15 protein-coding genes are annotated in these 25,081 nt (G+C 74.1%); 9 read left to right on the top strand and 6 right to left on the bottom strand.

Annotated features, from left to right (window positions below; all coding sequences use genetic code 11):
• Positions 1–89 precede the first annotated feature (89 nt).
• From AB0G13_RS13820 to AB0G13_RS13805, 4 genes are read left to right on the top strand one after another with little or no spacing between them, the layout of a single operon-like run.
• A complete protein-coding gene (locus tag AB0G13_RS13820; protein ID WP_357873442.1) occupies positions 90–896 on the top strand; it encodes a cupin-like domain-containing protein in 807 nt (268 codons plus the stop codon).
• On the top strand, positions 896–2,149 hold the full coding sequence (locus AB0G13_RS13815; RefSeq protein ID WP_357873439.1) for an aminotransferase class I/II-fold pyridoxal phosphate-dependent enzyme: 1,254 nt from the start codon (positions 896–898) through the stop codon (positions 2,147–2,149). Before AB0G13_RS13820 ends, AB0G13_RS13815 begins: the two co-directional genes overlap by 1 nt.
• Entirely contained in the window at positions 2,146–3,015 is an 870-nt protein-coding gene (locus AB0G13_RS13810) for an aldolase/citrate lyase family protein (RefSeq protein WP_357873435.1), read from the top strand. Before AB0G13_RS13815 ends, AB0G13_RS13810 begins: the two co-directional genes overlap by 4 nt.
• The gene (locus AB0G13_RS13805; protein WP_357873432.1) at positions 3,012–3,974 is read left to right on the top strand and encodes an ornithine cyclodeaminase family protein; all 963 of its coding nucleotides are present in this window, start codon (positions 3,012–3,014) and stop codon (positions 3,972–3,974) included. The genes AB0G13_RS13810 and AB0G13_RS13805 overlap by 4 nt, the downstream gene beginning before the upstream one ends.
• 1 nt (position 3,975) lies before the next feature.
• On the opposite strand, the gene AB0G13_RS13800 is transcribed toward AB0G13_RS13805, so the two are convergent.
• Positions 3,976–4,470 carry a MaoC family dehydratase gene (locus AB0G13_RS13800; RefSeq protein WP_357873429.1) on the bottom strand — a complete coding sequence of 165 codons (495 nt, stop codon included), beginning with the start codon at positions 4,468–4,470 and terminating at the stop codon, positions 3,976–3,978.
• A gap of 150 nt (positions 4,471–4,620) precedes the next feature.
• Here AB0G13_RS13800 and AB0G13_RS13795 point away from each other — a divergent pair, with 150 nt between their 5' ends.
• Complete coding sequence (locus AB0G13_RS13795; RefSeq protein WP_357873427.1) at positions 4,621–5,985, top strand: hypothetical protein; 1,365 nt, start codon at positions 4,621–4,623, stop codon at positions 5,983–5,985.
• Between the two features lie 232 nt (positions 5,986–6,217).
• Entirely contained in the window at positions 6,218–7,807 is a 1,590-nt protein-coding gene (locus tag AB0G13_RS13790; protein WP_357873424.1) for an amino acid adenylation domain-containing protein, read from the top strand.
• A gap of 39 nt (positions 7,808–7,846) precedes the next feature.
• On the opposite strand, the gene AB0G13_RS13785 is transcribed toward AB0G13_RS13790, so the two are convergent.
• The 5 genes from AB0G13_RS13785 to AB0G13_RS13765 form a co-directional block, all read right to left on the bottom strand.
• Complete coding sequence (locus tag AB0G13_RS13785; RefSeq protein WP_357873421.1) at positions 7,847–8,059, bottom strand: hypothetical protein; 213 nt, start codon at positions 8,057–8,059, stop codon at positions 7,847–7,849.
• 168 nt (positions 8,060–8,227) lie between these two features.
• On the bottom strand, positions 8,228–9,130 hold the full coding sequence (locus tag AB0G13_RS13780) for a phytanoyl-CoA dioxygenase family protein (protein ID WP_357873418.1): 903 nt from the start codon (positions 9,128–9,130) through the stop codon (positions 8,228–8,230).
• 14 nt (positions 9,131–9,144) lie between these two features.
• A complete protein-coding gene (locus tag AB0G13_RS13775; RefSeq protein ID WP_357873417.1) occupies positions 9,145–10,668 on the bottom strand; it encodes an aldehyde dehydrogenase family protein in 1,524 nt (507 codons plus the stop codon).
• Entirely contained in the window at positions 10,655–11,836 is a 1,182-nt protein-coding gene (locus AB0G13_RS13770; RefSeq protein WP_357873414.1) for an aminotransferase class I/II-fold pyridoxal phosphate-dependent enzyme, read from the bottom strand. Before AB0G13_RS13770 ends, AB0G13_RS13775 begins: the two co-directional genes overlap by 14 nt.
• 71 nt (positions 11,837–11,907) lie before the next feature.
• The gene (locus AB0G13_RS13765; RefSeq protein WP_357873411.1) at positions 11,908–13,140 is read right to left on the bottom strand and encodes an MFS transporter; all 1,233 of its coding nucleotides are present in this window, start codon (positions 13,138–13,140) and stop codon (positions 11,908–11,910) included.
• 280 nt (positions 13,141–13,420) lie between these two features.
• Between AB0G13_RS13765 and AB0G13_RS13760 the strand changes: the two genes are divergently transcribed.
• The 3 genes from AB0G13_RS13760 to AB0G13_RS13750 all read left to right on the top strand — a co-directional run.
• Positions 13,421–16,711 carry an amino acid adenylation domain-containing protein gene (locus AB0G13_RS13760; RefSeq protein ID WP_357873408.1) on the top strand — a complete coding sequence of 1,097 codons (3,291 nt, stop codon included), beginning with the start codon at positions 13,421–13,423 and terminating at the stop codon, positions 16,709–16,711.
• Between the two features lie 38 nt (positions 16,712–16,749).
• Entirely contained in the window at positions 16,750–23,289 is a 6,540-nt protein-coding gene (locus AB0G13_RS13755; protein ID WP_357873405.1) for an amino acid adenylation domain-containing protein, read from the top strand.
• Positions 23,286–25,081 (top strand): beta-ketoacyl synthase N-terminal-like domain-containing protein (locus AB0G13_RS13750; protein WP_357873403.1); only part of this gene is annotated, 1,796 nt, incomplete at its 3' end. The genes AB0G13_RS13755 and AB0G13_RS13750, both read left to right, overlap by 4 nt.

The raw sequence follows: 25,081 nt of genomic DNA, 5'->3' as shown, positions 1-25,081 counted from the left end.
CGCGGCCCTCAGCAGTGAGGAAAGGCGACATGGGAGTTCCGGACGCGGTGTCCAACACGAACGGGTCGGCGGGTGTCCCCGTGGCTCGCATGACGTTCGACGAGTTCATGGCCGTCGGCCCCGGCGGGCTGTTCAAGGCCGACGTGCCCGTGGTGATCGCGCTGCCGGGTGACGTGCAGGGGCTCGGCCGGGAGGGGGTGGCGAGCCGGCTGGCCGACATGACCGTCACCCTGTTCACCGAACCGGGCGACAAGAACCACCCGGGGCGCTGGGAGACGCGCGACATCAAGCTCCGCGACTTCTTCGCCGACGAGCGCCACCTGACCACCCCGGGCACCTGGCACCGGGTGGTGTCGAACATCCGCAACAGCCCGGCCGACGTCAACGCCGTCATCGGCTTCGACGCGGACAAGTTCTTCGGCTACGGCGACACGCTGTACGCGGCGAACCTGTGGATCAGCCACCAGGGAGTGTTCACCAAGAACCACTTCGACGAGTTCGAGAACTTCAACATCGCGCTGGAGGGCCGCAAGCGCTTCATCATCGCCCCGCCCGGCTCCCGCGAGTACTACCCGAGGTCGGTGCTGCGCGGGTTCGGCGACAAGTCCCAGGTGTTCGACCTGGACAACGTCGACCTGGCGCGCTACCCGAGGCTGGCGCCCAAGCTCGCCCAGCGCCGTGACTTCGTCCTCGAACCGGGCCACATGCTCTACCTGCCGCTCGGCTGGTGGCACCAGGCCGAGTCGCTGGACGAGATGAACATCAACGTCAATTTCTGGCTGAAGTCGAAGAAGATCCTCCGCAGGCCGCACGCGCTCGGCGTCGCGCTGTACACGTACGCCTACCGGAGGGTCAAGGGTGTCTACAGCTACAAGCCCACCGAGGTGAACTCCTGATGAGCGAGCGCAAGACCATCACCCCCACCCACCGCTACCGCAACAACGACAAGCTCATCGGCGTGGGGAACACCTTTTGGAACATGTCGGAGGAACACGGGGTCGCCGGGATCGTCGGCGACCTCTCCGACGGCGTGTTCCGGATGGCCGACGGCCACGAGTTCGTGAACTTCACGGTCTGCTCCTACCTGGACCTGGACACCCATCCCAAGGTGATCGACGGGGCCGTCGAGGCGCTGCGCCGCTTCGGCGTGCTGGACCACTGCATCCCGCGTACCCGCGTGCAGACGTCGGTGCTGCTGGAGCTGGAAGAGTCGCTGGGCGAGCTGTTCGACGCGATGGTGATCAGCGCGATCTCCACGGCGGCGGCCAGCACCGGCCTGCTGCCGCTGATCGCGTCGGGACACCTCGGCAACGGCACCCGCCCGCTGATGGTCTTCGACAAGAACGCCCACGTGTCGATGGCCAACGCCAAGCCGAGCTGCGCCGACGAGACCGAGGTCGTCACCTGCCGCCACCACGACCTCGACTACCTCGAGGACATGTGCCGCACCTACGAACGCGTCTGCTACGTCGTGGACGGCTCGGACAGCCTCGGCGGCTACGCGCCCGTCGAGGAACTGGCCGTGTTGCAGGACAAGTACAACCTCCTGGTCTTCTACGACGACTCGCACTCGCTGTCGGCGTACGGCGAGCGCGGCATCGGCTACGTCCGCTCGCACTGCCCCGTGCGGGACGACCGGACCATCACCGTCGCGACCCTGAGCAAGGGTTTCGGGGCGGGCGGCACGGCCATCCTGCTCGACGGCTTCCCCAAGGAGACGCGGCGGATCATCGAGCGCTTCGCGGGCCCCCTGGGCTACTCGCAGAAGATGAACGCCGCCGCGGTGGGCGCCGCGCTCGCCTCGGCCGAGATCCACCGCACCGAGGAACTGACCCGGCTGCAGGGCCGGCTGCGGTCCAACATCGCGCTGTTCGACTCGCTGCTCGCCACCGAGCAGTCCGGCAGCACGTACCCAATCCGGGTGGTGCCGATGAGCGACGAGACCGTCGTCGAGGCGGCCCAGCGGGTCTTCGCGGCCGGGTTCTACACCTCGCCGGTGTTCTTCCCGATCGTCGCCCGCGGCACCGCCGGCCTGCGGGTCATGCTGCGCGCGGGCCAGACCGAGGAACAGATCACCAAGCTGTGCTCCGTGCTCGTCGAGGCGGGCGCCCGCCCGGCCGCCGCGCTGCCCGAGCCGGTGGCCCCGTGACCGGCGCCGCGCGGGCGATCCCGCGCAGCATCCTGTACACCCCGGCGCTGTCGCTGGACCGGATCGTGAAGGCCTGGTCCTACGACGCGGACGTCCACCTGATCGACCTGGAGGACTCCGTACCGGCGGCCGAGAAGCCGGCCGCGCGCACCGTGTGCCAGGCCGCCCTGGAGAAGGCGCCACGGCCGGAGAACGTCGCGGTCCGCATCAACCAACTGGGCAGCATCGCGGCGGTGCGGGACCTGGTGGCCCTCACGGAGTGTTCGGTGCGGCCCGGCATCGTCATGATGACGATGGTGACCTCGGCGGCCGAGGTGGCCCTGCTGCGTCAGATCCTGGCCAGCGCGGACGCGCATCCGGAGATCTACGTGACGGTGGAGACCGTGGAGGCGGTCGCGGAGATCGACGCCATCGCCGGGGCGAGCGACGGACTGGTCCTCGGCTCGGCGGATCTGGCCGCCACGCTCGGGGTCGAGATCAGCTGGGAGGCCATGCTCGCCGCCCGGCAGGCGATGGCGCTGGCCTGCGCGCGGCACGGGACCGCCTGCATCGACACCGCCAACTTCCGCCTCGCCGAGCCGGCCGTCCTGGCGCAGGAGACCGCCCGGGTGCGGGCGCTCGGCTTCCACGGCAAGGCGACGGTGCACCCGGGCGAACTCGACGAGATCAACCGGGTGCTGCGTCCCCAGGCCGACGACCTGCGCCTCGCGCGCAGGGTGGCCGAGGCCGTACGGGCGGCCAGCGGCGGGATCGCCGTGCTGGACGGGAACATGGTCGGCCCGCCGTTCGCCCGGATGGCCCGCGCCACCGTGGCGCGCGAGGACGCCTGGGCGGCCCGGTTCAGCACCAGCGGAGCTGCCGGATGACCGGGCCGGTGACGGTCGGCGCGGCGCAGATGGCGGGCACGCCCCAGCTGATCCGGGTGATCGACGCGCTGGGCGAGATGTTCGCGGACCTGGCCGCCGGCCGGACCGACTCCCCGGCGCGCACCGTCATCGAGCACGGTCCCCAGCGGGTCCTGCTGGTCAGCCCCGCGGTCTGGGAACGGCGTGGGGTGGGCAGCGTCAAGATCACCACGCTCACGCCCGACAACCCCGGGCGCGGGTTGCCGCTGATCCACGGGATCGTCGCGCTCACGGACCTGACCACCGGGCAGATCACGGCCCTGCTGGACGGCGCGGAGCTGACCGCCGTCCGCACCGGCGCGGTCGCCGCCCTGGCGACCCGCTGGTGCACCGCCGACGACGCCGAGGACCTCGCGGTCATCGGCGCGGGGGTGCAGGCGCGGGCCCTGGTGCGCGCGGTGGCGGCGGTGCGCCGCATCCGCACCGTCCGGGTGTTCTCGCGCACCCGGAGCAGGGCCGAGCAGTTCGCCGACTGGGTGCGCGACGCCGTGCCCCACCCGGTGCACGCGAGCGTCTGCGACAGCGCGAAGGCCGCCGTCGCCGACGCGGCGATCATCTGCACGGCGACCTCGACCAGCGACAACGCGCCGCTGGTCGAGGCGGACTGGGTGGCGCCCGGCGCGCACGTCAACGTGATCGGCGGCACCCACCCGGACGCGATCGAGCTCGACCCCGCCCTCCTGGCCGACGCCGTGGCCGTCGTCGAGGAGCGGACCGCGGCACTGGAGGGCGCCGGCGAGGTGCGGGCCGCCCTCGCCGCCGGTCTGCTCGGCGTTGACGACCTGTGCGAGCTGGGCGCGCTGGTCACCGGCGAGGTCCGCGTCGGCGGCCGGACCTCCGTCCTGCGTACCGTCGGAATGGCCATCGAGGACACCGCCGCCGCGGTCGCGCTGCACGAGGGGGCGGCGGCCGTGGCGTAGGTCAGGAGGAGCTTTCCCGGCAGCGGACCATGAACGAGCGCTCGAAGACGATGACGGTCTCGCCGGTGGACTTCGTGCCCGTCGTCTCCACCGTGATGATGCCCTGGCCGGGCCGGGACCGGCTCAGGCGCTTGTCGAGGATCCGGCTAGTGGCGTACAGCGTGTCCCCGACGAACACCGGCTCCCGCAGGCGGACCTTGTCCCAGCCGAGGTTGGCCACCGCCCGCGCCGACAGGGCCTGCACGGTCATGCCGCCGATCAGGCACAGGGTGATCCCGCTGTTGACGAGCACCCGCCCGTACTCGCTGCCCGCGCCGTAGTGCTCGTCGAAGTGCAGCGGGTGCTGGTTCATGGTGAGCAGGGTCAGCCAGGTGTTGTCGGTCTCGGAGATGGTGCGGCCCGGCCAGTGCCGGATCACCATGCCGGGCTCGAAGTCCTCGTAGTCCCCGCCGTGCTCTTCGCGGTACTCGTTGCCCTGGACGTGACGCAGTGTCATCGGCAGCCCTTCCGTGTCGGGTGTGGACGGATCGGCGCGGTCCACGTCGGAGGTGAATGTTAGTCTATGTCGATCATCGTTTCGGAGAATCCGGCCCGCGGCGAGCACGCTCCGGCGCCCGGCCCGACGTGCAACTCCGGGGAGCGTCAGATGACCGTGCGCGAGGATGTCAGCAGTACGGGGCCGGCCGGGCATCCGTGGTTCGGCACCCACCGCCTCACGCCGGCCGCGCCGGCGGAGACGATCCGCGGGATGCTCCGCCACGAGTTGCGCGACACGGGCTGGCCCTACCAGCGGCTGCTGCCCGCGGCACCGATAGCCATCCCGCGCGCGTCCTACGCCGAGATCTTCCGGGCGGCCGCCGCGCTGGTCGACCTGCTCCGCCGCACCGCCCTCGAGACGGCTCCCACCACCGAGGGCCGGCTGGCGGCCTACCGGATGCCCCAGAGCGAGAACCAGCTGTTCGTGCGGGACCCGTTCGTCGAGGAGCGCTACCCGGACTGCGTCGTGCGGCCGGACGTCGTCATCGGCCCGGACGGGCCCCGGTTCCTGGAGTTCAACGTCAGCGGCGCGCTCGGCGGCGTGGTGGAGACGCGCAGCCGCCTCGAGGTGTGGCGCAAGCTCCACGCCGACGCCGAGGGCAGGACCCCGTTCAGCTCACCCGACCCGTTCGCCGTGCGCGCCGAGATGTACCGGTCGCTCTGCACCGAGCTGGGGCTGGCGCCGCGGGTGGCCATCGTCGGCAGCGCCCGGGTCTACGGCGTGCAGAGCCGCTACTTCCAGCTGGAGGCCGACTACCTCAACAACCACGGCCTCACCGCGCGGTTCTTCGAGCCGGAGGAGCTGCCGGAGGCGTGGGACTGCCCGCCCCACCTGCGCTACCCGATCGGGCTGCGCAACTTCACCATCCCGGACTGGCTCGACGCCGGCCTCGACACCACCTACGTGCAGGACGCGCTGGACAACGGCTGCCTGCTCGTGGGCACCCAGACGTCGACCTTCATGCACAGCAAGCTGACCATGGGGCTGCTGTCGGAGGGCCGGCCGTGGATGAGCGCGGCCGACCGGAGCCTCGTCGACAGGTACGTGCCGTGGACGCGGATCCTCTCGGACCGCAGGACCACCCGCGAGGGCCGCGAGGTCGAGCTGCTCCCGTTCGTCCTGGCGAACCGGGACCTGCTGGTGCTCAAGGCGGGCCTGGGCGAGAGCGGCAAGCAGGTGGTCATCGGCGGCGAGGTCGACCAGGCGACGTGGGAGTCCGCCGTCGCCGAGGCCGCGGCCGACGGCACCAGCGTGGTGCAGGACTTCGTGACGCCGCGGACCTGCCGGGTCGCGCTTGTCGCCGACGGCGCCGACGAACCCCACGACGTCGAGGTCGCCCCGGTGATCGGGCCGCTGCTGTTCGGCGGCCGCCCGGCGGGCCTGTTCTGCCGCTACTACGGCGACGGCTCCGCCGGGATCGTCAGCGCCCGGGGGCGCGACGGCTGCTCCGACAACTGCATGGTGGCGGTCTGACCGCCGGGCCGGCCGGGTCGCGCGTCAGGCGCGGCCACCGGGGCGCGTCGTCCGGCGACGGGCCGCGACGCTACGAGGGCCGCGACGGATAGGGGTTTCGCGCCACGAATGAGGTGTTGTCGAGCCCTGGGCCCCGTGTCACGATCGCTGCCACCGGAAGCCCCCTGCCGCGCGGCCCCACCGTCGGCCGGCGAGCTGTCGGCCGCGCCGCCGTCGAACGGAAGGACCCGCCATGCCTGCCGACTCCGAGGTGCCCGGACGGCCGGCCGGGTGGGATCCCGCCCGGGCGGTGCCCGCGCTGATCTGGGCCGCCGCGCGGCGTGCCGGCCAGCGGACGGCCGTCGTCGGCGCGGACGCGACACTGAGCTACACCGAGCTGCAGCGCGCCGTCGCCGGTCTCGCCGACCTGCTGCGGCGCCACGGCGCGGCAGCGGCCCCGGTGGCCGTCCTGGCCCACCGGGGCGCCGCCCAGCTGGTGGCCTGCCTGGCCGGGCTGCACGCCGGGGCCGGTTACGCCTGCGTGGACGCCAACCAGCCCCGGGCCCGGATCGAGAGCCAGCTGCACGGCTGCGGGGCCGCCGTCGTGGTGACGGATCGCGACGACGCGCCGGTGACCGGGCGGGTGGTGCTTCCCGTCGACCTGGCCGGCTGGATCGGCGCGGGGGCGGCGGCCGAGCGCGCCGGGGCGCTGCCCGGCCCGCTGCCGGTGACCGGGGACCAGCTCGCCTACACCGTGTTCACCTCCGGCTCCACCGGCGTACCCAAGGTCGTCGAGATCCCCCACGCGGCCCTGGCCAACTACGCGGCCTTCGTCGCCCGGCTGGTCGGGCCGGAGCGCACCGACGGCGAACAGCTGCGCTTCGCGTCGGTGACCAGCCTCGCGACCGACCTCGGGCACACCGCGGTCTTCCCGGCGCTGGTCCAGGGAGACACGGTCCACCTGGTGCCGACGCCGACCGCGACGGATCCCGACGACTTCGCCGACTACCAGGACGCGCACGGCATCGACGTCCTGAAGATCACCCCGTCGCACCTGGCGGCCCTGCTCGACGAGGCCGAGGAGCGGGTCCTGCCCCGCCGCCTGCTGATCGTCGGTGGCGAGGTGTGCCGCTGGGAGCTGGTGGACCAGGTCCGCGAGCTGTCGGACGTGCGCATGGTCAACCACTACGGTCCGACCGAGACCACCGTCGGCGCGCTCACCTTCGAGGTGCCGGCCGACCCGACGGCGCGCCCGCGGACCGCCACGGTGCCGATCGGCCGGCCGATCGACAACGCTCGGGCCGCCGTCGTCGACGCCGACCTCCGCCCGGTCGCACCGGGCGTCGAGGGGGAGTTGCTGATCTTCGGGACGGGGCTCGCCCGGGGCTACCGCGACGACGCCGGACTGACCGGCGAGATGTTCCCCACCGGGCACCCCGAGGGCCGCTGCTACCGCACGGGCGACCTGGTGACCCGGCATCCCGACGGCCTGGTGGAGTTCCACGGCCGCCGGGACGGCCAGGTCAAGATCCGCGGCCACCGCGTCGAGCTGGGCGAGGTGGAACAGGCGGTACGGCGGTGTGCCGGGGTGCGCCGGGCGGCGGTCGTGCCGGTCGGCGGGACTGGTTCCGCCCCGCGCCTGGTGGCGTACGTCGTGCCGAGCGCGCCGCCCGGTCCGACCGCCCGCGAGCTGCGCGACCAGCTCCGCGAGACGCTGCCCGACTACCTGCTGCCCGGCGCCGTGGTTTGCCTGGACGAGCTGCCCCGCACGCCGAGCGGGAAGCTGGACGTGCGGGCGCTGCCGGCGCCCGGCCGGCCCGGCGCGGCCTCCGCCGCGCGGTGACGGTCTCGACCTGGCAGCCCCGGGTCGGCGGGCCGGTCCTCAGTCGGCGAACGGGTAGGCCGCCTCGGCGATCCCGAGCGAGGCGCCCAGCAGGGGGAAGTTGACCGCGCAGGAGCGCGTCAGGTCCTCCGACGTCGGCGGGCCGGACGGCTCGCCGACGGTGACCCGGTCGGCGGGGACGACGCACTCCTCCAGCAGGATCCCGTGGCTGCCGGAGCCGCGCATGCCCAGCGCGTCCCAGTCGCCCAGCACGGTCAGTCCAGGCGTGCCGGTCAGGACGACGGCCTCGGCGTGCCGCCACCCCCCCGTCGGGATCGGCGACCCGCATGGAGATGTTGAACGAGTCGGCGACGGCCGAGTTGGTGACGAACGCCTTGCGCCCGGTGATGACGTACCCGTCGCCCTTGCGGACGGCCTCGGCTACAGCATCCTCAGGATGGCGAGGAATTCCTCGGCCCGCTCCGCGTGGGGTTGCTGCGGGCCGTCGAACCGGGAGCCGGCCTCGGTCGGCACCGGCGTCGGCAGCACCCTCGGGAACAGCGGGCCGCCGATGGGATCGCCGGGCCGCAGGCCGTGCTCCCACAGCAGCGGCAGCACCGCGTGCTGCGGCTGGAAGGTGACGCCGTCGCCCACCCACCGGGAGACGAACGCCCGCCGCTGCCGCTCGGGCCCGGTGCCGGTGGCGCCGTGCAGCGCGGCGGGGTGGAACAGCACGATGTCGCCGGGCGTCAGGTCCCAGCTGAGGATCTCGTGGTCGGACACGTCCGGCACCGCCTCGAGTTCCTCCCGCTGGCCCAGGTGGGAGGCGCCCGGGGTGATCGGCACGTAGCGCCGGCCCCAGCGGTGCGAACCGCGCACCACCTGAAGCGCGGCGGTGTCGGGCGTGCACGGGTCGAGGGGGATCCACATCGCGCACACCTGGTCGCCGGCGATCGGCCAGGAGCTGACGTCCTCGTGGAACGGCGTCGGCGCACCCGACCCGGCCGGCTTGGCGAAGATCTGGTCGTAGAAGGCGGTGATCGCGGTGGAGCCGAACAGTTGCTGCGCGATGCGCGCCGCGGGGGAGAAGAACATGAAGTCGCGGAAGCCGTCGTGGGTCTTCCACATGAAGGCGTCCCCGGCGAAACCGCCGCCACCCAGCAACGCGGTGGCCTGCGCCAGCACGGTCGGGTTGGCGAGCAGGTACTCCACGCCTTCGGCGATCCGGCCGAGCCACCTGTCGTCGATCATGCCGGACAGCCGGACCACGCCGTCGGTGTGGAAGGCGTCGATCTCGGCGGGCGTCAGGTCACGCGGCGGCGCCTCGGGAGGGCTGATGTCCATGTGTCGGGTCTCCGTCAGGGGAAGCGCCGCCAGTGGGCGCCGAAGAGGGTCTCCTCGTCCGGCACGCTGAGCGGCAGGGGGTGTGAGACGTAGGTGTAGTTGAGGAAGTCGCGCCAGGTCACGTTCTCCGACCGGGAGCAGCCGCCCCAGCTGCCACTGGCGATGACCTGGGTGAACGGCATCCCGTTGTCGAAGCTGCCGCTGTTGCCCACGGCGGTCGACTGGTTGACCATGACCCGTCCGGCGCGGGCCCGCTCGGCGAGCCTGGCCACATGGTCGGGTCGCGCGGTGTGGATGCCGCAGCTGTGGCCCTGCCCGATGCGGCTCAGCAGCGTCTCCACCGCGACCAGCGCGTCGTCGAAGTCGCCGAACGTGGACACGGTGAAGACCGGCGTGAGCTTCTCGCCGAGCATCGGGTCGTCGAGCGCCGGGACGCCGCCGGGTGCCAGGGGCGGCAGCTGGGCCACCAGGGCGGTGGTCTTGGTCGGCTCGGCCAGGTCGATCCCGGCGGCGGCGGCGAGCGCCGCGGCGGGTCGCCCGACCGCGTCCCGGTTGAGCGATCGCCCGTCCGGCCACAGCAGCGTACGCAGCCGCGCCGTCTCGGCCGGGTCGCACAGGTGGGCGCCCTGCCGGGCCAGCTGGTCGCGGAAGGCGGGCGCGATCGCGGCGTCCACCAGCACGTTGCTCTCCGACGAGCAGGAGGTGCCGTTGTTGAAGCTGCCCCCCAGCACGATCAGCTCCGCCGCGGCGGCCACGTCCGCGGAGGCGTCCACGATCACCGCCGGGTTGCCGACGCCCGCGCTGATCGCCGGTGTGCCGCTGCGGTACGCCCGGCGTACCGTGCCGGGTCCGCCGGCGGCGATCACCAGGTCGGCGGCGGCCATCAGGGCCTCGGTGGTCTGTCGGTCGGTGACCGGCAGGCACTGGATGAGGTCCGGCGGGGCGCCGACCGAGTCCAGGCCGCGACGCAGCAGGTCGACGGTGCGGGCCGCGGAGTGCCGCGCCCGGGGGTTGGGGGTGATGACCACGGCGTTGCGGGTCTTGAGCATCGGCAGGGCGTTGCCGACGACCCCGGAGCAGGGCGCGGTGGCGGGGCTGGCCACCGCGATCACCCCGATCGGCTTGGCCAGCTTGCGCAGGCCACGCTCCGGCAGCTCCTCGATGACGCCGGTGGTGACGACACCGTGCAGGTCACGCAGCGTGCCGAGGACCCGGCGCCGGTAGAGCGTGAACAGGTGCTCGGGGTCGCCGAGGCCGGTCTCCCGGTAGGCGAGGTCGGCCAGCGACCGGGCGGTGTCCTCCTGGTAGGCCGCCCACCCGATGGCCGCGACCAGGTCGTCGATGCGCTCCTGCGGCCAGAACTCGACCTCCGCCTGGGCCCGGCGGGCGCGGGCCATGGTGGCCTCGACGTCGGGTCGGGTCCCCTCGGTGGGCACGGCGCCGGCTGGCGCCTCGTCCTGGCGGCCGGCGGCCGACCCGCCCGGCTCCACCGTGAGCGTCGCCGCCACGTCGGCCTCGCGGCGGTCACCGCTGGACACTGGCGTGCTTCCGGTCCGCGGGGTGCGCCGAGCGCAGTCGACCGATGGTCTCCTCCAGCATGTCGTCGGTGACGGTGAGGGAGAGCCGCAGGTAGCCCGGCGCGCCCATCACCGAGGCCGGCAGCACCAGGAGGCCGAGCTCCTCGAGCAGGGCCGCGTGTGCCCAGTCGTCGGCGTCCGGCACCCGGGCCAGCAGGTAGAAGGTCCCCTCGCTCGGCTGGACCTCGTACCCGGCCTCGCGCAGGGCGTCGACCAGCAGGTCGCGCCGCTGCTCGATCGGTTTGACCTGGAGCGCGTGCTGTTCCAGCTCGGGCAGAGCGAACAGCAGCGAGTTGTTGGGGAACGCCCAGCCGGTGGTCAGGCGGGCCACGGTCAGGGCCCGGCGGAGCACCGCCGGATCGGGCATGGTCGGCGGGATCGCCACGTAGCCGACGCGCTCCCCGGGCAGCAGCAGCGTCTTGGTGTAGGTGTGCACCAGGAACGTGAACGGATAGTGCGTGGCCGGGCTCGGGCACGGCCGCCCACCGAACACGATGCGCCGGTACGCCTCGTCGGACAGCAGGTACACGGGCCGGCCGTTGCGGGTGGAGGCCGCGCGCAGCACCTCGGCGAGGGCGGCGAACTCGTCGTCGGTGTAGACGGCGCCGGTCGGGTTGTTCGGGCTGTTGACGATGACGGCGCTGGTCCGCGGCGTGATCGCCGCCGCGACGAGTTCCGGGTCGAGTCGCCAGGAGCCGGGGGTCAGCGCCACCGGTCGGGGGACCGCGCCGACCGAGGCGATGATCGGCTCGTAGTAGAACCAGGCGGGGTCGAGGTAGATCACCTCGTCGCCCGGGTCGCAGACGCTGCGCAGGCAGATGGTCAGCCCGGCGAACGCCCCGTTGGTCAGGGCGACGTCGTCGGCGGTGAACGGCAGGCCGAGTTCCCGGCTCAGGCTGGCCGCCACCGACTCCTGGGCCGGCGGGTGGTCGCGGGTGTAGGCGAACCAGTCGGTGTGCTGTGGGCTCAGGTGTCGCTGCAGGACCTCGACCAGGGCCGGCGCGGGGAACTCGTGCGGGTCGCCGAAGGCGAGGTCGATCACGCCCGGGCCGCCGCGCAGCCGCGAGTAGGACGACTGCTCGAGGTAGGCCCCCAGCCGCCGGCCGTACGCGTCGGTGGCGTCGGTCATCTGCCGACTTATCCGGTGCTCCATCCTGCTCCGATCTCCACCCTGGTCCGTGGCCGGCGATGTCGCCGGGTTCACACCGTGGCGGGTTGTGCGTCGGGGACTCTTGCGGGCAGCTGTCGTACGGACCGCGCGCAGAAGGTCGCGACGGTCACCAGAGCGAGCACCCCGCCTGCGATGACCAGCGTCTGGGCGACGCCGATCCGGTCCGCCACGGGGCCGACGACGGCCAGGCAGAGCGGGCCCAGCACGAACGAGCCCATGGCGTCGTACGAGCTGATCCGCGACAGCGCCTCGTTCGGCACGTGGTTCTGCAGGGCGGTGTCCCACAGGACCTCGAAGATGTCGACGCAGACGCCGTTGACGAGCATCGAGACCGCGATCAGCCAGACCGGCGCGCCGGCCGCGATCAGCGCGAACGGCGGAAGGAAGCCGAAGGTCGCGAGCACCGCCACCCGCATCGGCCGGCGGGGGCGGATCCGCATCGCCACGAGGCTGCCGCCGACCAGGCCCACCGCCTGCGCGGTGACGATCACCGACCAGGCCGTGGCCCCGCCCAGCTGTTCCTTGGCGGTCAGCGGGCCGAGCACGTAAATCGCCGAGAAGCAGCCGTTGACGAAGGCGAACTGCACGACCACCAGCCAGACCCAGGACCGGGCGCTGAACTCCCGCCAACCCTCCCGCAGGTCCGCGAGGATGGTGCTGGTGGTGGCCCGGCCGGGGTGGGACACCCGGACACCGGCGAGCAGCAGCGCCGAGCCGAGGAAGGTGGCCGCAGGCACCGCCAGCGCCCAGCCGGCGCCGAGGGCGGCCACGAGCACTCCGGCCAGGGCCGCGCCGCCGATGGTGGTGCTGTTGCGGGACAGCCGCAGCAGCGCGTTGGCCGACTGGAGCTGCTCCCGGGCCACCACCTGCGGCACGACGCCGCGGGAGGCCGGCAGGAACAGCGCGGCGGCGGCGCCGTTGACGGCGGACAGCGCGATCACGACCGGTAGCGAGGGTTGGCCGCTGACGAACACCACGGTCAGCACCGCCTGCGCGGCGAAGGCCAGCAGATCGGAGCCCACCATCAGGCGGAAGCGGTTCATCCGGTCGGCGAGGACACCGCCGAACAGCAACAGCGCGACCTGCGCCAGCGACCGGGCGGCGAGCACGAGGCCGAGGTCGGTGGCGGAGCCGCCCGGCGCGTCGAGGACGGCGAAGGCCAGTGCCACCGGGATCACGGCGCTGCCCAGCAGCGACAGCGTGCGGGCCAGGAAGAGCATCCGGTACGACCGGTCCGTCAGGATCCGGAGGTCGTCGCGCACTGGCATCACCTCCGGTCGGCCGGTCTAACGGGTTGCGTGCTGGCACCGGTGGCGTCACAGCCGTGCCCATCATGTGGCAGGGCAAAGCTATGCCCAACCCCTAGGACTCGTAACTGATGTCGTGAATTGGGAGGCCAAACCCCTATAACCGCCCTTCCGCTGACTAAGCGCTCAGCCAGCCTGGTACAGATCGACGATCGGCACCCGCAGCGGTGCGGCGCTCGCATCCGGCGGAGGCCCCGGAGCGCGGACCGGATCACCGACGGACAACGGAGGACCAGTGGGACGGCAGGAGCATCCGGTCGCGAGTGACGTCACGCAACGCGTGGCGCGGCTGTCCAGTTCGGCGCGGGCCCTGCTCGACGAGCGGCTGCGCGCCGGCCGCGCCGATCCGGCACCCGTCAGCGCCGCCATCCCCCGCCTGGACGCCGCCGAGGCCCCCCTGTCCTTCGCCCAGGAGCGGCTCTGGTTCATCGAGCGCCTGGAGGACGACGCCGTCCACCACAACGACGCCACGCTGCTGATCCTGACCGGCTCGCTGGACCGGGCCGCGCTGCAGCGCGGCATCGAGGAGGTCGTCCGCCGCCACGAGATCCTCCGTACCGCCTTCCGCCAGCTCGGCGAGCGGGTCGTGCAGGCCGTCACGCCGCCCGCCCCGCTGACCATCGACGTGGTCGACCTGCCCGGCGCCACCGCGCGCCCCGACGACGCGGTCCTGCGGGCCGCCGTCGAGCGGGAGATGCGGGTCCCGCTCGACCTGGCCGCGGGCCAGACCATCCGGGCGGTGCTCTACCGGATCGCCCCGGACGTGCACGTCCTCGGGGTCACCGTGCACCACCTCGTCTGCGACCTGTGGTCGTTCACCATCTTCTGCCGCGAACTGGCCGCCACGTACGCCGCGTTCGCCTCCGGCACCGCGACGCCGGACCTGCCCGAGCTGCCGATCCAGTACGCCGACTACGCCGCCTGGCAGCGCACCGCGGTCGGCGAGGAACGGATGGCGGCGCACCTGCGCGAGCGGGTCGCCGAACTGGCCGGCGTGCCGCCCCTGCTCACCCTGCCCACCCGGGGCCCACGGCCGGCGGTCCAGCAGTTCGTCGGCGCGTCCGAGTGGTTCCGGCTCGGCTCGGCCGACGCGGACCGGATCCGCGCCCTCGGGCAGCGCCAAGGCGCCACCACCTACATGACCCTGCTCGCCGCCTTCACCGCCCTGCTGGCCCGGCACAGCGGACAGCGGGACATGGTCGTCGCCAGCCCCATCGCCACGCGCGACCAGCACGAGCTGGAACACCTGATCGGCTGCTTCCTGAACATGATCGTGGTGCGGGCCGATCTCTCCGGCGACCCGACGTTCGCCGAGCTGGTGGCCCGGGTCAAGGCGGCCTCCCTGGACGCGTTCCGGCACCGCGACGTGCCGTTCGAACGTCTCGTCGCCGCGCTGCAGCCGGAACGCAGCCGCAGCCACCAGCCGCTCGCGCAGGTCGCCTTCGTGCTGCAGAACGTGCCGGCCGGCGGGCTCGATCTGCCCGAGCTGCGGGTCGACGTGCACCAGATGGAGACCGGCCGGTCCCGGATGGACCTGACGGTGAAGATCACCGAGACGGTCGACGGACTGGTCGGTGAGTTCGAGTACGACACAAGCCTCTTCACCGGCGAGGCGATCCGCGCCCTGGCGCGGCAGTTCGAGCTGCTGCTGGTCGCGGCGGCGCGGCAGCCCGACACGAGCGTGTGGCGACTGCCGCTGCTCGACGACGCGCAGCGCCACCGGATCCTGCACGAGTGGAACGACACCGCCCTCGACCTCGGCCCCGAGGCGCTCGTCCACCGCCTGGTCGAGGCGCAGGCACGGCGTACCCCGGACGCGGTGGCGGTCGTCGAGGGCAACGTCCGCACGACGTACCGCGAACTCGACGAGCGGGCCAACCGCCTGGCGCACCACCTGCGCGACCTCGGTGTCGGCGTGGAGGACCCGGTGGCGGTGTGCCTGCCCCGCTGCACCGCCGAGGTGGTGGCCATCCTGGCGGTGCTCAAGGCCGGCGGCTACCACCTGCCGGTCAACCCGCGCGACCCGCAGGCCCGCCGCGACGCGCTGCTCGGGCAGGTCCGCCCGGCGGTCGCGATCTCCGCCGGGGACCTGTGCGACGAGGTGTGGAGCCCCGGCCGGCGGATCATCGACCTGGACGGGGAGGCGTCGCTGACCGCCACCTGCCCCGCCACCGACCCCGCCGTGCCGCTGCACCCGGACAACCTCGCCTACACGCTGTTCACCTCCGGCTCCACCGGACAGCCCAAGGGCGTCCAGGTCACCCACCGCGGGTTCACCAACCGGATGCTGTGGGCGCAGCGCAACTTCCCGCTCGGCCAGGACGACCGGGTGCTGCGCAAGGCGGCCTGCACCTTCGACGTCTCGCTGGACGAGCTGTTCCGGGCCCTGTTCAACGGCGCGGCCAGCGTGCTGATGCCCGAGACGGCGACCTTCGACCCGCGCCGGCTGGCGGGGGTGATCGCCCGCCACGGGGTGACCGACGCCGACTTCGCGCCGACCGCCCTGCGCGAGGTGCTGCTCACCGCCGACGCCGCGGACCTGAAGTCGCTGCGGCGGATCGTCTCGGGCGTGGAGGAACTCACCCCCGAGACGCAACGGCTGGTCTTCGACCGGCTCGACGTCACCATGTTCAACCTGTACGGCCCGACCGAGGTGTCGGTGTCCTGCACCGCCTGGCCGTGCGACCCCGACGACGAGCGTCCCTTCGTCCCGATCGGCCGCCCGATGGCCAACGTCCGGGTGTACGTGCTCGACGAGGCGATGGAGCCCGTACCGCCGGGCGTGGCGGGGGAGGTCTACGTCGGCGGCGCCGGGCTGGCCCGGGGCTACCTCGACAACTCCGCCCTGACCGCGGAACGGTTCCTGCCCGACCCGTTCGCCGGCACGCCCGGCGCCCGCGTCTACCGCACCGGCGACCTGGCCCGGTTCGGGCCGGACGGCGTGCTGGAGTTCCTCGGGCGGGGCGACGGGCAGCTGAACCTGCGCGGCTACCGCATCGAGCCGGGCGAGGTGGAGTCCGCGCTACGCCGCCACCCGGCCGTCCGCGAGGCCGCCGTCGTCGTACGCCGGGACCCGCCCGGCAGGGACGCCCGGCTGGTCGGCTACGTCGTCGGCGACGACCTGCCGGGCACCGCGGACCTGCGCGCGCACCTGCGCCGGCGGCTGCCGGACTACCTGGTTCCGGCCGCCTTCGTCAGGCTGCCCCGCCTGCCGCTGACCAACCACGGAAAGCTCGACGTCGCGGCGCTGCCACCACCGGGCCAGGACGAGCCCGGCGCCACCGGCGCCGACGGCCCGCGCGACGAGCGTGAGCGGGTGCTCCTGGACATCTGGTGCGACGTGCTCGGCCGCGAGGGCATCGGCATCCACGACGACTTCTTCGACCTTGGCGGCGACTCCCTCACGGCCACCCGGATCGTGGCCCTGGCCGGCGCGAAGCTGGGGGCGGACGTCGAGGTGGCGGTCATCTTCGACGCGCCGACGGTCGCCGAGTTGGCCGCCCGGCTCGCGCCCGGGCAGCCGTGACACCCGGTCCGACCCCTGTGCAGCGAGTGGAGAGCCTGATGACCGACCACACCGGCGCGTTGACCCACGAGGCGGCGGACGTCGTCAACCTGGGCGCCGCCCTGGCCCACCAGGCGCGGGTCCAGCCCGACAGCCCCGCCCTGCACCTGGTGGCAGAGGACGGCTCGGCCGACACGGTGGACTACGCGACGCTCGACGCCCGGGCCCGCCGGGTCGGCGCCGCCCTGGCCGGGCACTGCCGTCCCGGGGACCGGGTGCTGATGCTCGTCGGCGCGGGCGTCGACTTCCTCGCCGGCTTCTTCGGCTGCCTCTACGCCGGCACCGTGCCGGTTCCGCTGGCCGCCCGGCTCAACCGGGCCAGCGCCCCGGTCGTCGGGCGGATCCTCGACGACGCGCAGGCCACCGCCGTGCTGGCGGCCCGCGCGGTCACCAGCGCGGTCGACCTGGGCACGCTCATGCCCGGTCGCCGGCTGCCGGTCCTGGAGATCGAGTCCCTCGACGCCGCCCCCACCGGCTGGCAGCCGGCGGTGGCCGAGGGCGGGCTGGCGTTCCTCCAGTACACCTCGGGCACCACCAGCACCCCCAAGGGCGTGATGGTCAGCCACGCGAACCTGCTGGAGAACCTGCGGGCCATCCGCCGCTCCTTCGGCTTCGACGACGCGACGGTGATGGCCTCCTGGCTGCCGCCGCACCACGACATGGGCCTGATCGGCACCCTGCTCACCCCCGTCTACCTCGGGGTGCCGACGGTGCTGATGGACCCGGCGACGTTCATCCGCACGCCGGTGCGGTGGCTGCAGGCGATCAGCCGGTACCGGGCCACCATCAGCGGCGGCCCCAACTTCGCCTACGACCTGTGCGTGCGCAAGGTCGCCGAGGCCGACCGCGCCGCCCTGGACCTCAGCTCCTGGCGGGTGGCCTTCAACGGCGCCGAGCCGGTACGCGCGGCGACCCTGCGCGCCTTCGCCGCGGCGTTCGCCCCGCACGGGTTCGACGAGCGGGCCTTCCTGCCCTGCTACGGCCTGGCCGAGGCGACGCTGCTGGTCGCCGGGCGGGCCCGCCCGCAGCGGCCCGTCGTGACCACGGTGGCCGACCCGGAACCCGAGCGCCCCGGCACGGAGGTGGTCGGCTGCGAGATCCTGCCCGAGGCGGAGGTCCGGATCGTCGACCCGGCCGGCCACCCCGTCCCCGACGGCACCGCCGGCGAGATCTGGGTCCGCGGCGGCAGCGTCGTCGACGGGTACTGGAACCGGCCGGAAGAGTCCGCGCGGACCCTGCGCGCCACCCTCGGCGGCGACCCCGCCGACGGCCCCTACCTACGCACCGGCGACCTCGGCTTCCGCCAAGAGGGTCACCTGTACGTGCGTGGCCGGATCAAGGAGACGGTGGTCGTCCGCGGCCAGAACCACTACCCGGACGACATCGAGCAGACCGTCCGCGCCGCCTGCCCCCGCCTGGGCGGGCGGATCGCCGCGTTCGGCGTGGACGTCGCCGACGACGGCCACGGCGTCGGCGAGGCCGTGGTCCTGTGGTACGAGACCCGCTCCGAGAAGGCCGCGGACGAGGCGCCGGCGATCGCCGAGGCGGCCCGCCGGGCCGTGGTGACCGTCCACGGCCTGGACCTGCACCGGGTGCTCGCCGTGCCGCCCGGCACCATCCCCGTCACCACCAGCGGCAAGACCCGGCGCGGCGACTGCGCGCGGGCGTACGCCGCCGGCAGCGCGACGATCGTCGCGGACGACCCCCTGCGCCCGGCGGCGCGCCCCGCCCCGGCCGCCGCGCCGGCGCAGGCGCAGCGGCTGCGCGCCCTGGCCGGCGGGCTGCTCGACGTTGACCCCGAGCGGATCGACCCGGACCGCTCCCTGCCCGAGCTCGGGTTCGACTCGCTACGGGCCGTGGAGCTGCAACACCTCATCGAGGGGGAGTGGGGCGTCCGCCCGTCCCTGACCGACCTGCTGGGCGACAGCACGGTGGCTGAACTGGCCGCCGCGCTGCCGTCCGCGCCCGCCCCGGCCGACCCGCCGGCCGCCCCGGCCGTCGCCGACCGGCCCTACCCGCTGTCGTACGGCCAGCGCGCGATCTGGTTCCAGGGCGCCCTCGCCGAGGACCCGGCCAACCTCAACCTGGGCCGGGCGGTGACCGTCGACGGCGAGCTGGACACCGCCGCGCTGGCCCGCGCCGTGCGCGACCTCGGCGTCCGGCACCCGGCCCTGCTCACCCGGTACGACGACGCCGGCGCCGAGGTGACCCAGCGGGTGGCCGACGACGCCGAGGTCACGCTGGAGGTGCGCGACGCGGCGGACTGGCCGGCGGGCCGCCTCGAGGAGGAGATCGAGGCGGAGCTCGGGGTCGGCTTCGCCGGCCCGCCCCTGCTGCGCGCCGTGCTGTTCCGGCACGCGGCGGAGCGCCACACCCTGCTGCTCTGCACCCACCACAGCGTGATGGACGTGTGGTCGCTGGCGGTGCTGGTCGAGGACCTGGCGACCGGCTACGGCCGGCACGCCGCCGGGGACGACGCGGCGCCGCCCGCACCCACCGCCCACCCGGCCGAGTTCGTCGCCTGGCAGCGGTCCTTCCTGGACGGTCCCGCCGGCCGGGAGCTGACCGCGACGTGCCAGGCCCAGGTCGCCGACCTCGTGCCGTTGGACCTGCCGACCGACCGGCCCCGCCCGTCGGTGCGCACGTTCCGGGGCGCCGCCCACGCCTTCCGGCTCGACGCCGAGCTGTGCGCCGGCATCGACGCGCTGGCCGCCTCGCACGGGGTCAGCCGCACCGCCGTGCTCTTCGCCGGCTACGCGGCGGTGCTGTCGCGCTACGCCGGCCAGGCGACGTTCCCGCTCGGGTTCGTGCACGCCGGCCGGGTCCGCGGCCGCTTCGCCGACCTGGTCAGCTACCTGGTCAACCCGCTGCCGGTGCCGGTGGACCTGTCCGCCGACCCGGAGTTCGGCGCCCTGGCCCGGGCGGCGCACGAGGCGGTGCTGGCCGCCTCCGACCGCGCCGAGGTGCCGTTCGGGCGGATCGTCGAGGGGCTCGGGCAGGCCGCCGACGCCAGCCGCGGCGCGCTGATCAGCGCGGCGTTCGCCTACCAGCACGGGCGCGGCACCGACCGGCTCGGGCTCACCCCGATGGTGCTCAACCACGAGGGGGCGCTGGGGGACTGGGCGGGGCTGCGGGTGCGCAGCCGGCCGGTGCGGCAGCGGGCCACCTACTACGACCTTTCCCTCTACCTGGGCGAGCACGGCGGCGAGCTGCTGGGCACCTTCGACTACAGCACCGACCTGTTCGACGCCGACACCATGGGCGTGTTGGCCGAGGCGCTGACCGCGCTGCTGTCCGCGGCCGTCGCGGCGCCGGCGACCCCGGTCGGCGCCCTGCCCCTGCTCGGCGCCGAGCGGCACCGGCAGGTGCTCGTGGAGTGGAACGACACCACGGCCGACTACGACACCGACCGGTGCGTGCCGGAGATCGTGGCCGAGCAGGCCCGGCGCACCCCGGACGCGCCGGCCGCGATCGACGACACCACCCGGCTCAGCTACGCCGAGCTCAACGCGGCGGCGAACCGGCTGGCCCACCGGCTGATCGGGCGGGGCGCCGGTCGGGGCACCCGGGTCGGCCTGCTGGTGCCGCGCTCCACCGTCAGCCTCACCGCCGTGCTGGCGATCCTCAAGACCGGCGCCGCCTACGTGCCGCTCGACCCGTCGTACCCGGTGGAGCGGCTACGGTTCATGCTCGCCGACTCCGGGGCCCGGCTGCTGGTCGCCGCCCCCGGCGCGGCCGTCGACCTCCCGGACGTCGAGGTGGTCGACCCGGCCGACCCGACGATCGCGGCCGAGGACGACCACGACCCGCGGCCGACGGCCCACCCCGACGACGTGGCCTACGTCGTCTACACCTCCGGGTCCACCGGCACCCCGCAGGGCGTCCTCGGCCTGCACCGGGGCATCGTCAACCGGCAACGGTGGATCATGGACCGCTTCCCGATGGGGCCGGACGAGGTGGGCAGCCACAAGACCTCGCTGAGCTTCTTCGACTCCGGCGGCGAGATGTTCCTGCCGCTCTTCGCCGGCGCTCCGCTCGTCGTGGTGCCCGAGGACGTCGGACGCGACCCGGTCCGCCTGGTCGACCTGCTCGCCCGGCACCGGGTCACCCGCCTGGTGGCCGTACCGTCGCTGCTGCGGGCCATCCTCGACGGCGTCGACGACGCCGGGGAACGGCTGTCGGCGCTGCGCTACTGCCACTCCAGCGGGGAGGCGCTCACCCCGGACCTGGCCGCGCGGTGGCTGGCGGCCCTGCCCGGCTGCGTCCTGGTCGACCTCTACGGCTCGTCGGAGATCTCCGCCGACGTGACCTTGGACGTGGTCACCGGACCGGAGCGGGTCGGCAGCATCGGGCGGCCCATCGGCAACACCCGGATCTACGTGCTCGACGAGGCCATGCGGCCGGTGCCGCCCCGGTTCGCCGGCGAGGTGTACGTCGGCGGGGCCGGCCTGGCCCGTGGCTACCTCGACCAGCCGGCGTTGACCGCGGCGCGGTTCCTCCCCGACCCGTACGGGGACGGTGGGCGGCTGTTCCGCACCGGCGACCGGGGCCGGTGGAGCCAAGACGGCCGGCTGGAGTTCCTGGGCCGGGCCGACCACCAGGTGAAGGTCCGCGGGTTCCGGATCGAGCTGGGCGAGATCGAGGCGACGCTGCGGGCCCACCCCGGTGTCGCCGCCGCCGTGGCCGCGCTCGCCGAGGCTCCCGGCGGCGGGGAACAGCGGATCGTCGCGGCGGTCGTGCCCCGCGGCCGGGGCGGCTCGTCCGCGCCCACGCCAGCCGGGTCCGACCCGAGCGGGGCGCCCGCCACCACCCGGGTCTCCGACTGGCGGCTGCTCTACGACCGGATGTACACCGACGCCGGCCCCGCCGAGGAGGCCCAGCAGGCGATCTGGACCAGCAGCTACACGGGTGCGCCGTTCACCGACGTCGAGATGGGCGAGTGGATCGACCAGGCGGTCCGGCGGATCCGGGACCTGCGCCCCACCAGGCTGCTGGAGCTCGGCTGCGGCACGGGGAACCTGACGCTGGCGCTGGCGCCGGAGTGCGAGGCGTACGTCGGCACCGACTTCTCCGCCGCCGGCCTGAAGGTGCTCGAACAGCGGCTCGACGCCGAGGGGGTCGACCGGGACGCGGTCACGCTGCTGCTGCGCGAGGCCGACGACCTCACCGGCATCGAGGCCGGCAGCTTCGACATCGTGGTGCTGCACTCGGTGACCCAGTACTTTCCCCACCACGACTACCTGCGCGGGGTGCTGCGCGCGGCGGTCACCGCGGCGGCGCCCGGCGGGCGGATCTACCTCGGCGACGTGCGCGACCTGGACCTGCTGGAGGTGTTCCACGCCTCGGTGGAGCTGGGCGCCGAGCCGGAACCCGGCCTGACCGTCGCCGAGCTGCGCCGCCGCGTCGCCGCCCGGGTGCTCGCCGACGACGAGCTGGTGCTCGCCCCCGACCTGTTCCTCACCGCGCCGGACTGGCTGCCGGGGGTGACCGGGGCGGAGCTGCACCTCAAGCGCGGCCGGCAGGCCAACGAGCTGAGCGCGTTCCGCTACGACGTCGTCCTGCACGTGGGCGCCGCCCCCGACCGCTGCGCCGCCGACCCGGTCGAGCCGGTGCGGCTGGACTGGGCACGCGACGGACTGGACGTCGCCCGGCTGCGGGGCGTCCTGCGCGGCAACCGCAACTGTCCGGTGGAGGTCCGCAACGTGCCGAACGCGCGGCTGGTCACGGTCGCCGGCCCCGTACGCCGGCTGGCCGGCCTCGCCGACCGGGACCCGGTGACGCGCCCGGTGGGCGAGCTGCCGCCCGGGGTCGACCCGGAGGACTGCTGGAGCATCGGCGAGGCGCTGGGCCGACGGACCACCGTGGTGCCGTCGACCGCCCGCGACCCGTACACGATGGACCTGCGGTTCTGGCCGGCGGCCCGACCGGACGACGCGGTCGGCTGGACCCCGCCCCGGGTGCGGCGCGCCGACTGGCCGGAGCTGGCCAACGACCCGCTGGGCGCCACCGCGCGGCGGGACCTGCTGCACGACCTGCGCACCCACCTGCGGCAGCGACTGCCGGAGTTCATGGTGCCGCTGCTGCACCTGGTCGACGAGCTGCCCACCACGGCGACCGGCAAGGTGAGCCGACGCGCCGTCGCGGCCGACGCCACCGAGGCGATGGCCCGGCTCGGCGTGGGCGCGACGGCCCGGCCGCTCGCGGCGGCGGCCGGCGGGCTCCAGGCCCAGGTCACCGAGATCTGGCTGGACGTCCTCGGCGTCGGCGCCGTCGGGCTCGACGACAACTTCTTCGACGTGGGCGGCAACTCGCTGAGCCTGGTCCAGGTGCACATCCGACTCCAGGAACTCCTCGGCCGGCAGTTCCCGCTGGTCGACCTCTACGAGCACACCACCGTGCGCAAGCTCGCCGAGCACCTCGGCGAGCCCGCGCGCCCGGCGGCGGAACCGCCCGTCGACCCGGGGCCCGACCGCAACGAGCAGGTGGCGAACCGCCGCCGGCTGATGCGCCAGCGTATCCAGGAAGTGGGAAGCCGATGAGCAGCGAGATGGACATCGCCGTCGTGGGGATGAGCGGACGGTTCCCGGGCGCGGCGAACGTCGCCGAGTTCTGGGAGCTGCTCCGCGCCGGCGTCGACGCCGGCCGCCAGCTGACCGCCGCCGAGCTGGACGCCGTCCCGGCCGCGGAACGCACCGACCCGGCGTACGTGCCGGTGTGGTCCGGGATCGAGGGCGCCGACCGGTTCGACGCGCAGTTCTTCGGCTACTCGCCGACGGACGCGACGCTGATCGACCCGCAGCACCGGATCCTGCTGGAGTGCGCCTGGGAGGCGCTGGAGGACGCCGGCTACGACAGCCGCCGCTTCCCCGGCGACATCGCGGTGTACGCGGGGTGCGGCCTGAACCAGTACCTGCTCTACCACCTGCTGCCCCAGCAGGAGCTGGTCGACTCCGCCGGCCGGCTGGGCATGGCCGTCGCCAGCGACAAGGACAACCTGGCCACCCGCATCTCGTACAAGCTCGACCTGACCGGGCCCAGCATGACGGTGCAGACCAACTGCTCCTCGGCCCTGGTCGGGCTGCACCACGCGATCAGCAGCCTGCTCGACTACCAGTGCGACATGGCGATCGTGGGCGCGGTCAGCGTCAAGAACCCGGTGCCCCGCGGCTACCGGCACGAGGCCGACGGCATCAACTCGCCCGACGGCCGCTGCCGCGCCTTCGACGCCGAGGCCGCCGGCTACCACCTGGGCGACGGCGCCGGCGTGGTGGTGCTGCGCCGCCGGGAGGACGCCGAGGCCGCCGGCGACCGGATCTACGCCCTGGTGAAGGGCTCGGCGGTGAACAACGACGGCGCCGGCAAGGTCAGCTTCGTGGCGCCCGGCCGGTCGGGCCAGGTGCGGGTGATCCGCCGGGCCTTGCGGGTCGCCGACGTCGAGGCGAGGTCCATCCAGTACGTCGAGGCCAACGGCAGCGGCACCCTGATGGGGGACTCGATCGAGGTGTCCGCCCTCGAGGAGGCGTACGGCACGGCCGGCGGCCCGGGTGCCGGATGGGCGATCGGCTCGGTCAAGCCGAACGTCGGCAACCTCGACACCGCCTCCGGCGTGACCTCGCTGATCAAGGCGGTCCTCGCCATCCACCACGGCGAGCTGCCGCCGTCGATCCACTACCGCAAGCCCAACCCGCAGACCTCGCTCGACCGGGGGCCGTTCCGCGTCAACGACATGCTGCGGGACTGGCCCGAGGTGTCCGGGCCGCGCCGGGCGGCGGTCAGCTCGTTCGGGGTCGGCGGCACGAACGCGCACGTCATCCTCGAAGAGGCGCCGCCGCCCGCGCCGCCGGGGCCGAACCCGCCGGCCGTGCTGCTCACCGTCTCCGCGGCCGGCGCCGAGGCGCTGACCGCCGCCGCCGGCCGGCTCGCCGCGCACATCGGGCGCCACCCCGAGCAGACCCTCGCCGACGTCGCCTACACCAGCCAGGTCGGCCGCCGGGCGTTCCGCCACCGGGCCTTCGTGGTGGCCGCCGACCCCGGCGAGGCGGTCCGCGCGCTGTCCGCCGTCGGCGCGGGGGAGGCGTCGCCGGAGGCCGCCACGGTGGCGTACGCGTTCCCCGCCACCTGCCCCGACCTGGCCGCGCTCTGCGACGCGCTGCCGCGACTGCGGGCGGAGGCCGACCGGGTGGCCGGTGAGCTGGGTGTCGACCCGGGCGCCGGCGCGGCGGGGTCCGACGCGGCCACCGTCACCGGGCAGCTCGCGCTCGCCCGGCTGCTGGCCGCCTGCGGCGTGTCCCCGGTCGCCGCCCACGGCGAGGGCCCTGGCGCCGTGACGGC

Source organism: Micromonospora sp. NPDC023633, assembly GCF_040640035.1.
In the GTDB taxonomy this organism is placed as follows: Bacteria; Actinomycetota; Actinomycetes; order Mycobacteriales; family Micromonosporaceae; genus Micromonospora.
This window is presented reverse-complemented; position numbering and strand designations above follow the sequence as displayed.

What these genes read in the sequence shown, in the direction of transcription:
- AB0G13_RS13820 (WP_357873442.1), top strand. Translation starts at nt 90, where the DNA reads ATGACGTTCGACGAGTTCATGGCCGTCGGCCCCGGCGGGCTGTTCAAG.
- AB0G13_RS13815 (WP_357873439.1), top strand. Translation starts at nt 896, where the DNA reads ATGAGCGAGCGCAAGACCATCACCCCCACCCACCGCTACCGCAACAAC.
- AB0G13_RS13805 (WP_357873432.1), top strand. Translation starts at nt 3,012, where the DNA reads ATGACCGGGCCGGTGACGGTCGGCGCGGCGCAGATGGCGGGCACGCCC.
- AB0G13_RS13800 (WP_357873429.1), bottom strand. Translation starts at nt 4,470, where the DNA reads ATGACACTGCGTCACGTCCAGGGCAACGAGTACCGCGAAGAGCACGGC.
- AB0G13_RS13795 (WP_357873427.1), top strand. Translation starts at nt 4,621, where the DNA reads ATGACCGTGCGCGAGGATGTCAGCAGTACGGGGCCGGCCGGGCATCCG.
- AB0G13_RS13790 (WP_357873424.1), top strand. Translation starts at nt 6,218, where the DNA reads ATGCCTGCCGACTCCGAGGTGCCCGGACGGCCGGCCGGGTGGGATCCC.
- AB0G13_RS13780 (WP_357873418.1), bottom strand. Translation starts at nt 9,130, where the DNA reads ATGGACATCAGCCCTCCCGAGGCGCCGCCGCGTGACCTGACGCCCGCC.
- AB0G13_RS13770 (WP_357873414.1), bottom strand. Translation starts at nt 11,836, where the DNA reads ATGACCGACGCCACCGACGCGTACGGCCGGCGGCTGGGGGCCTACCTC.
- AB0G13_RS13755 (WP_357873405.1), top strand. Translation starts at nt 16,750, where the DNA reads ATGACCGACCACACCGGCGCGTTGACCCACGAGGCGGCGGACGTCGTC.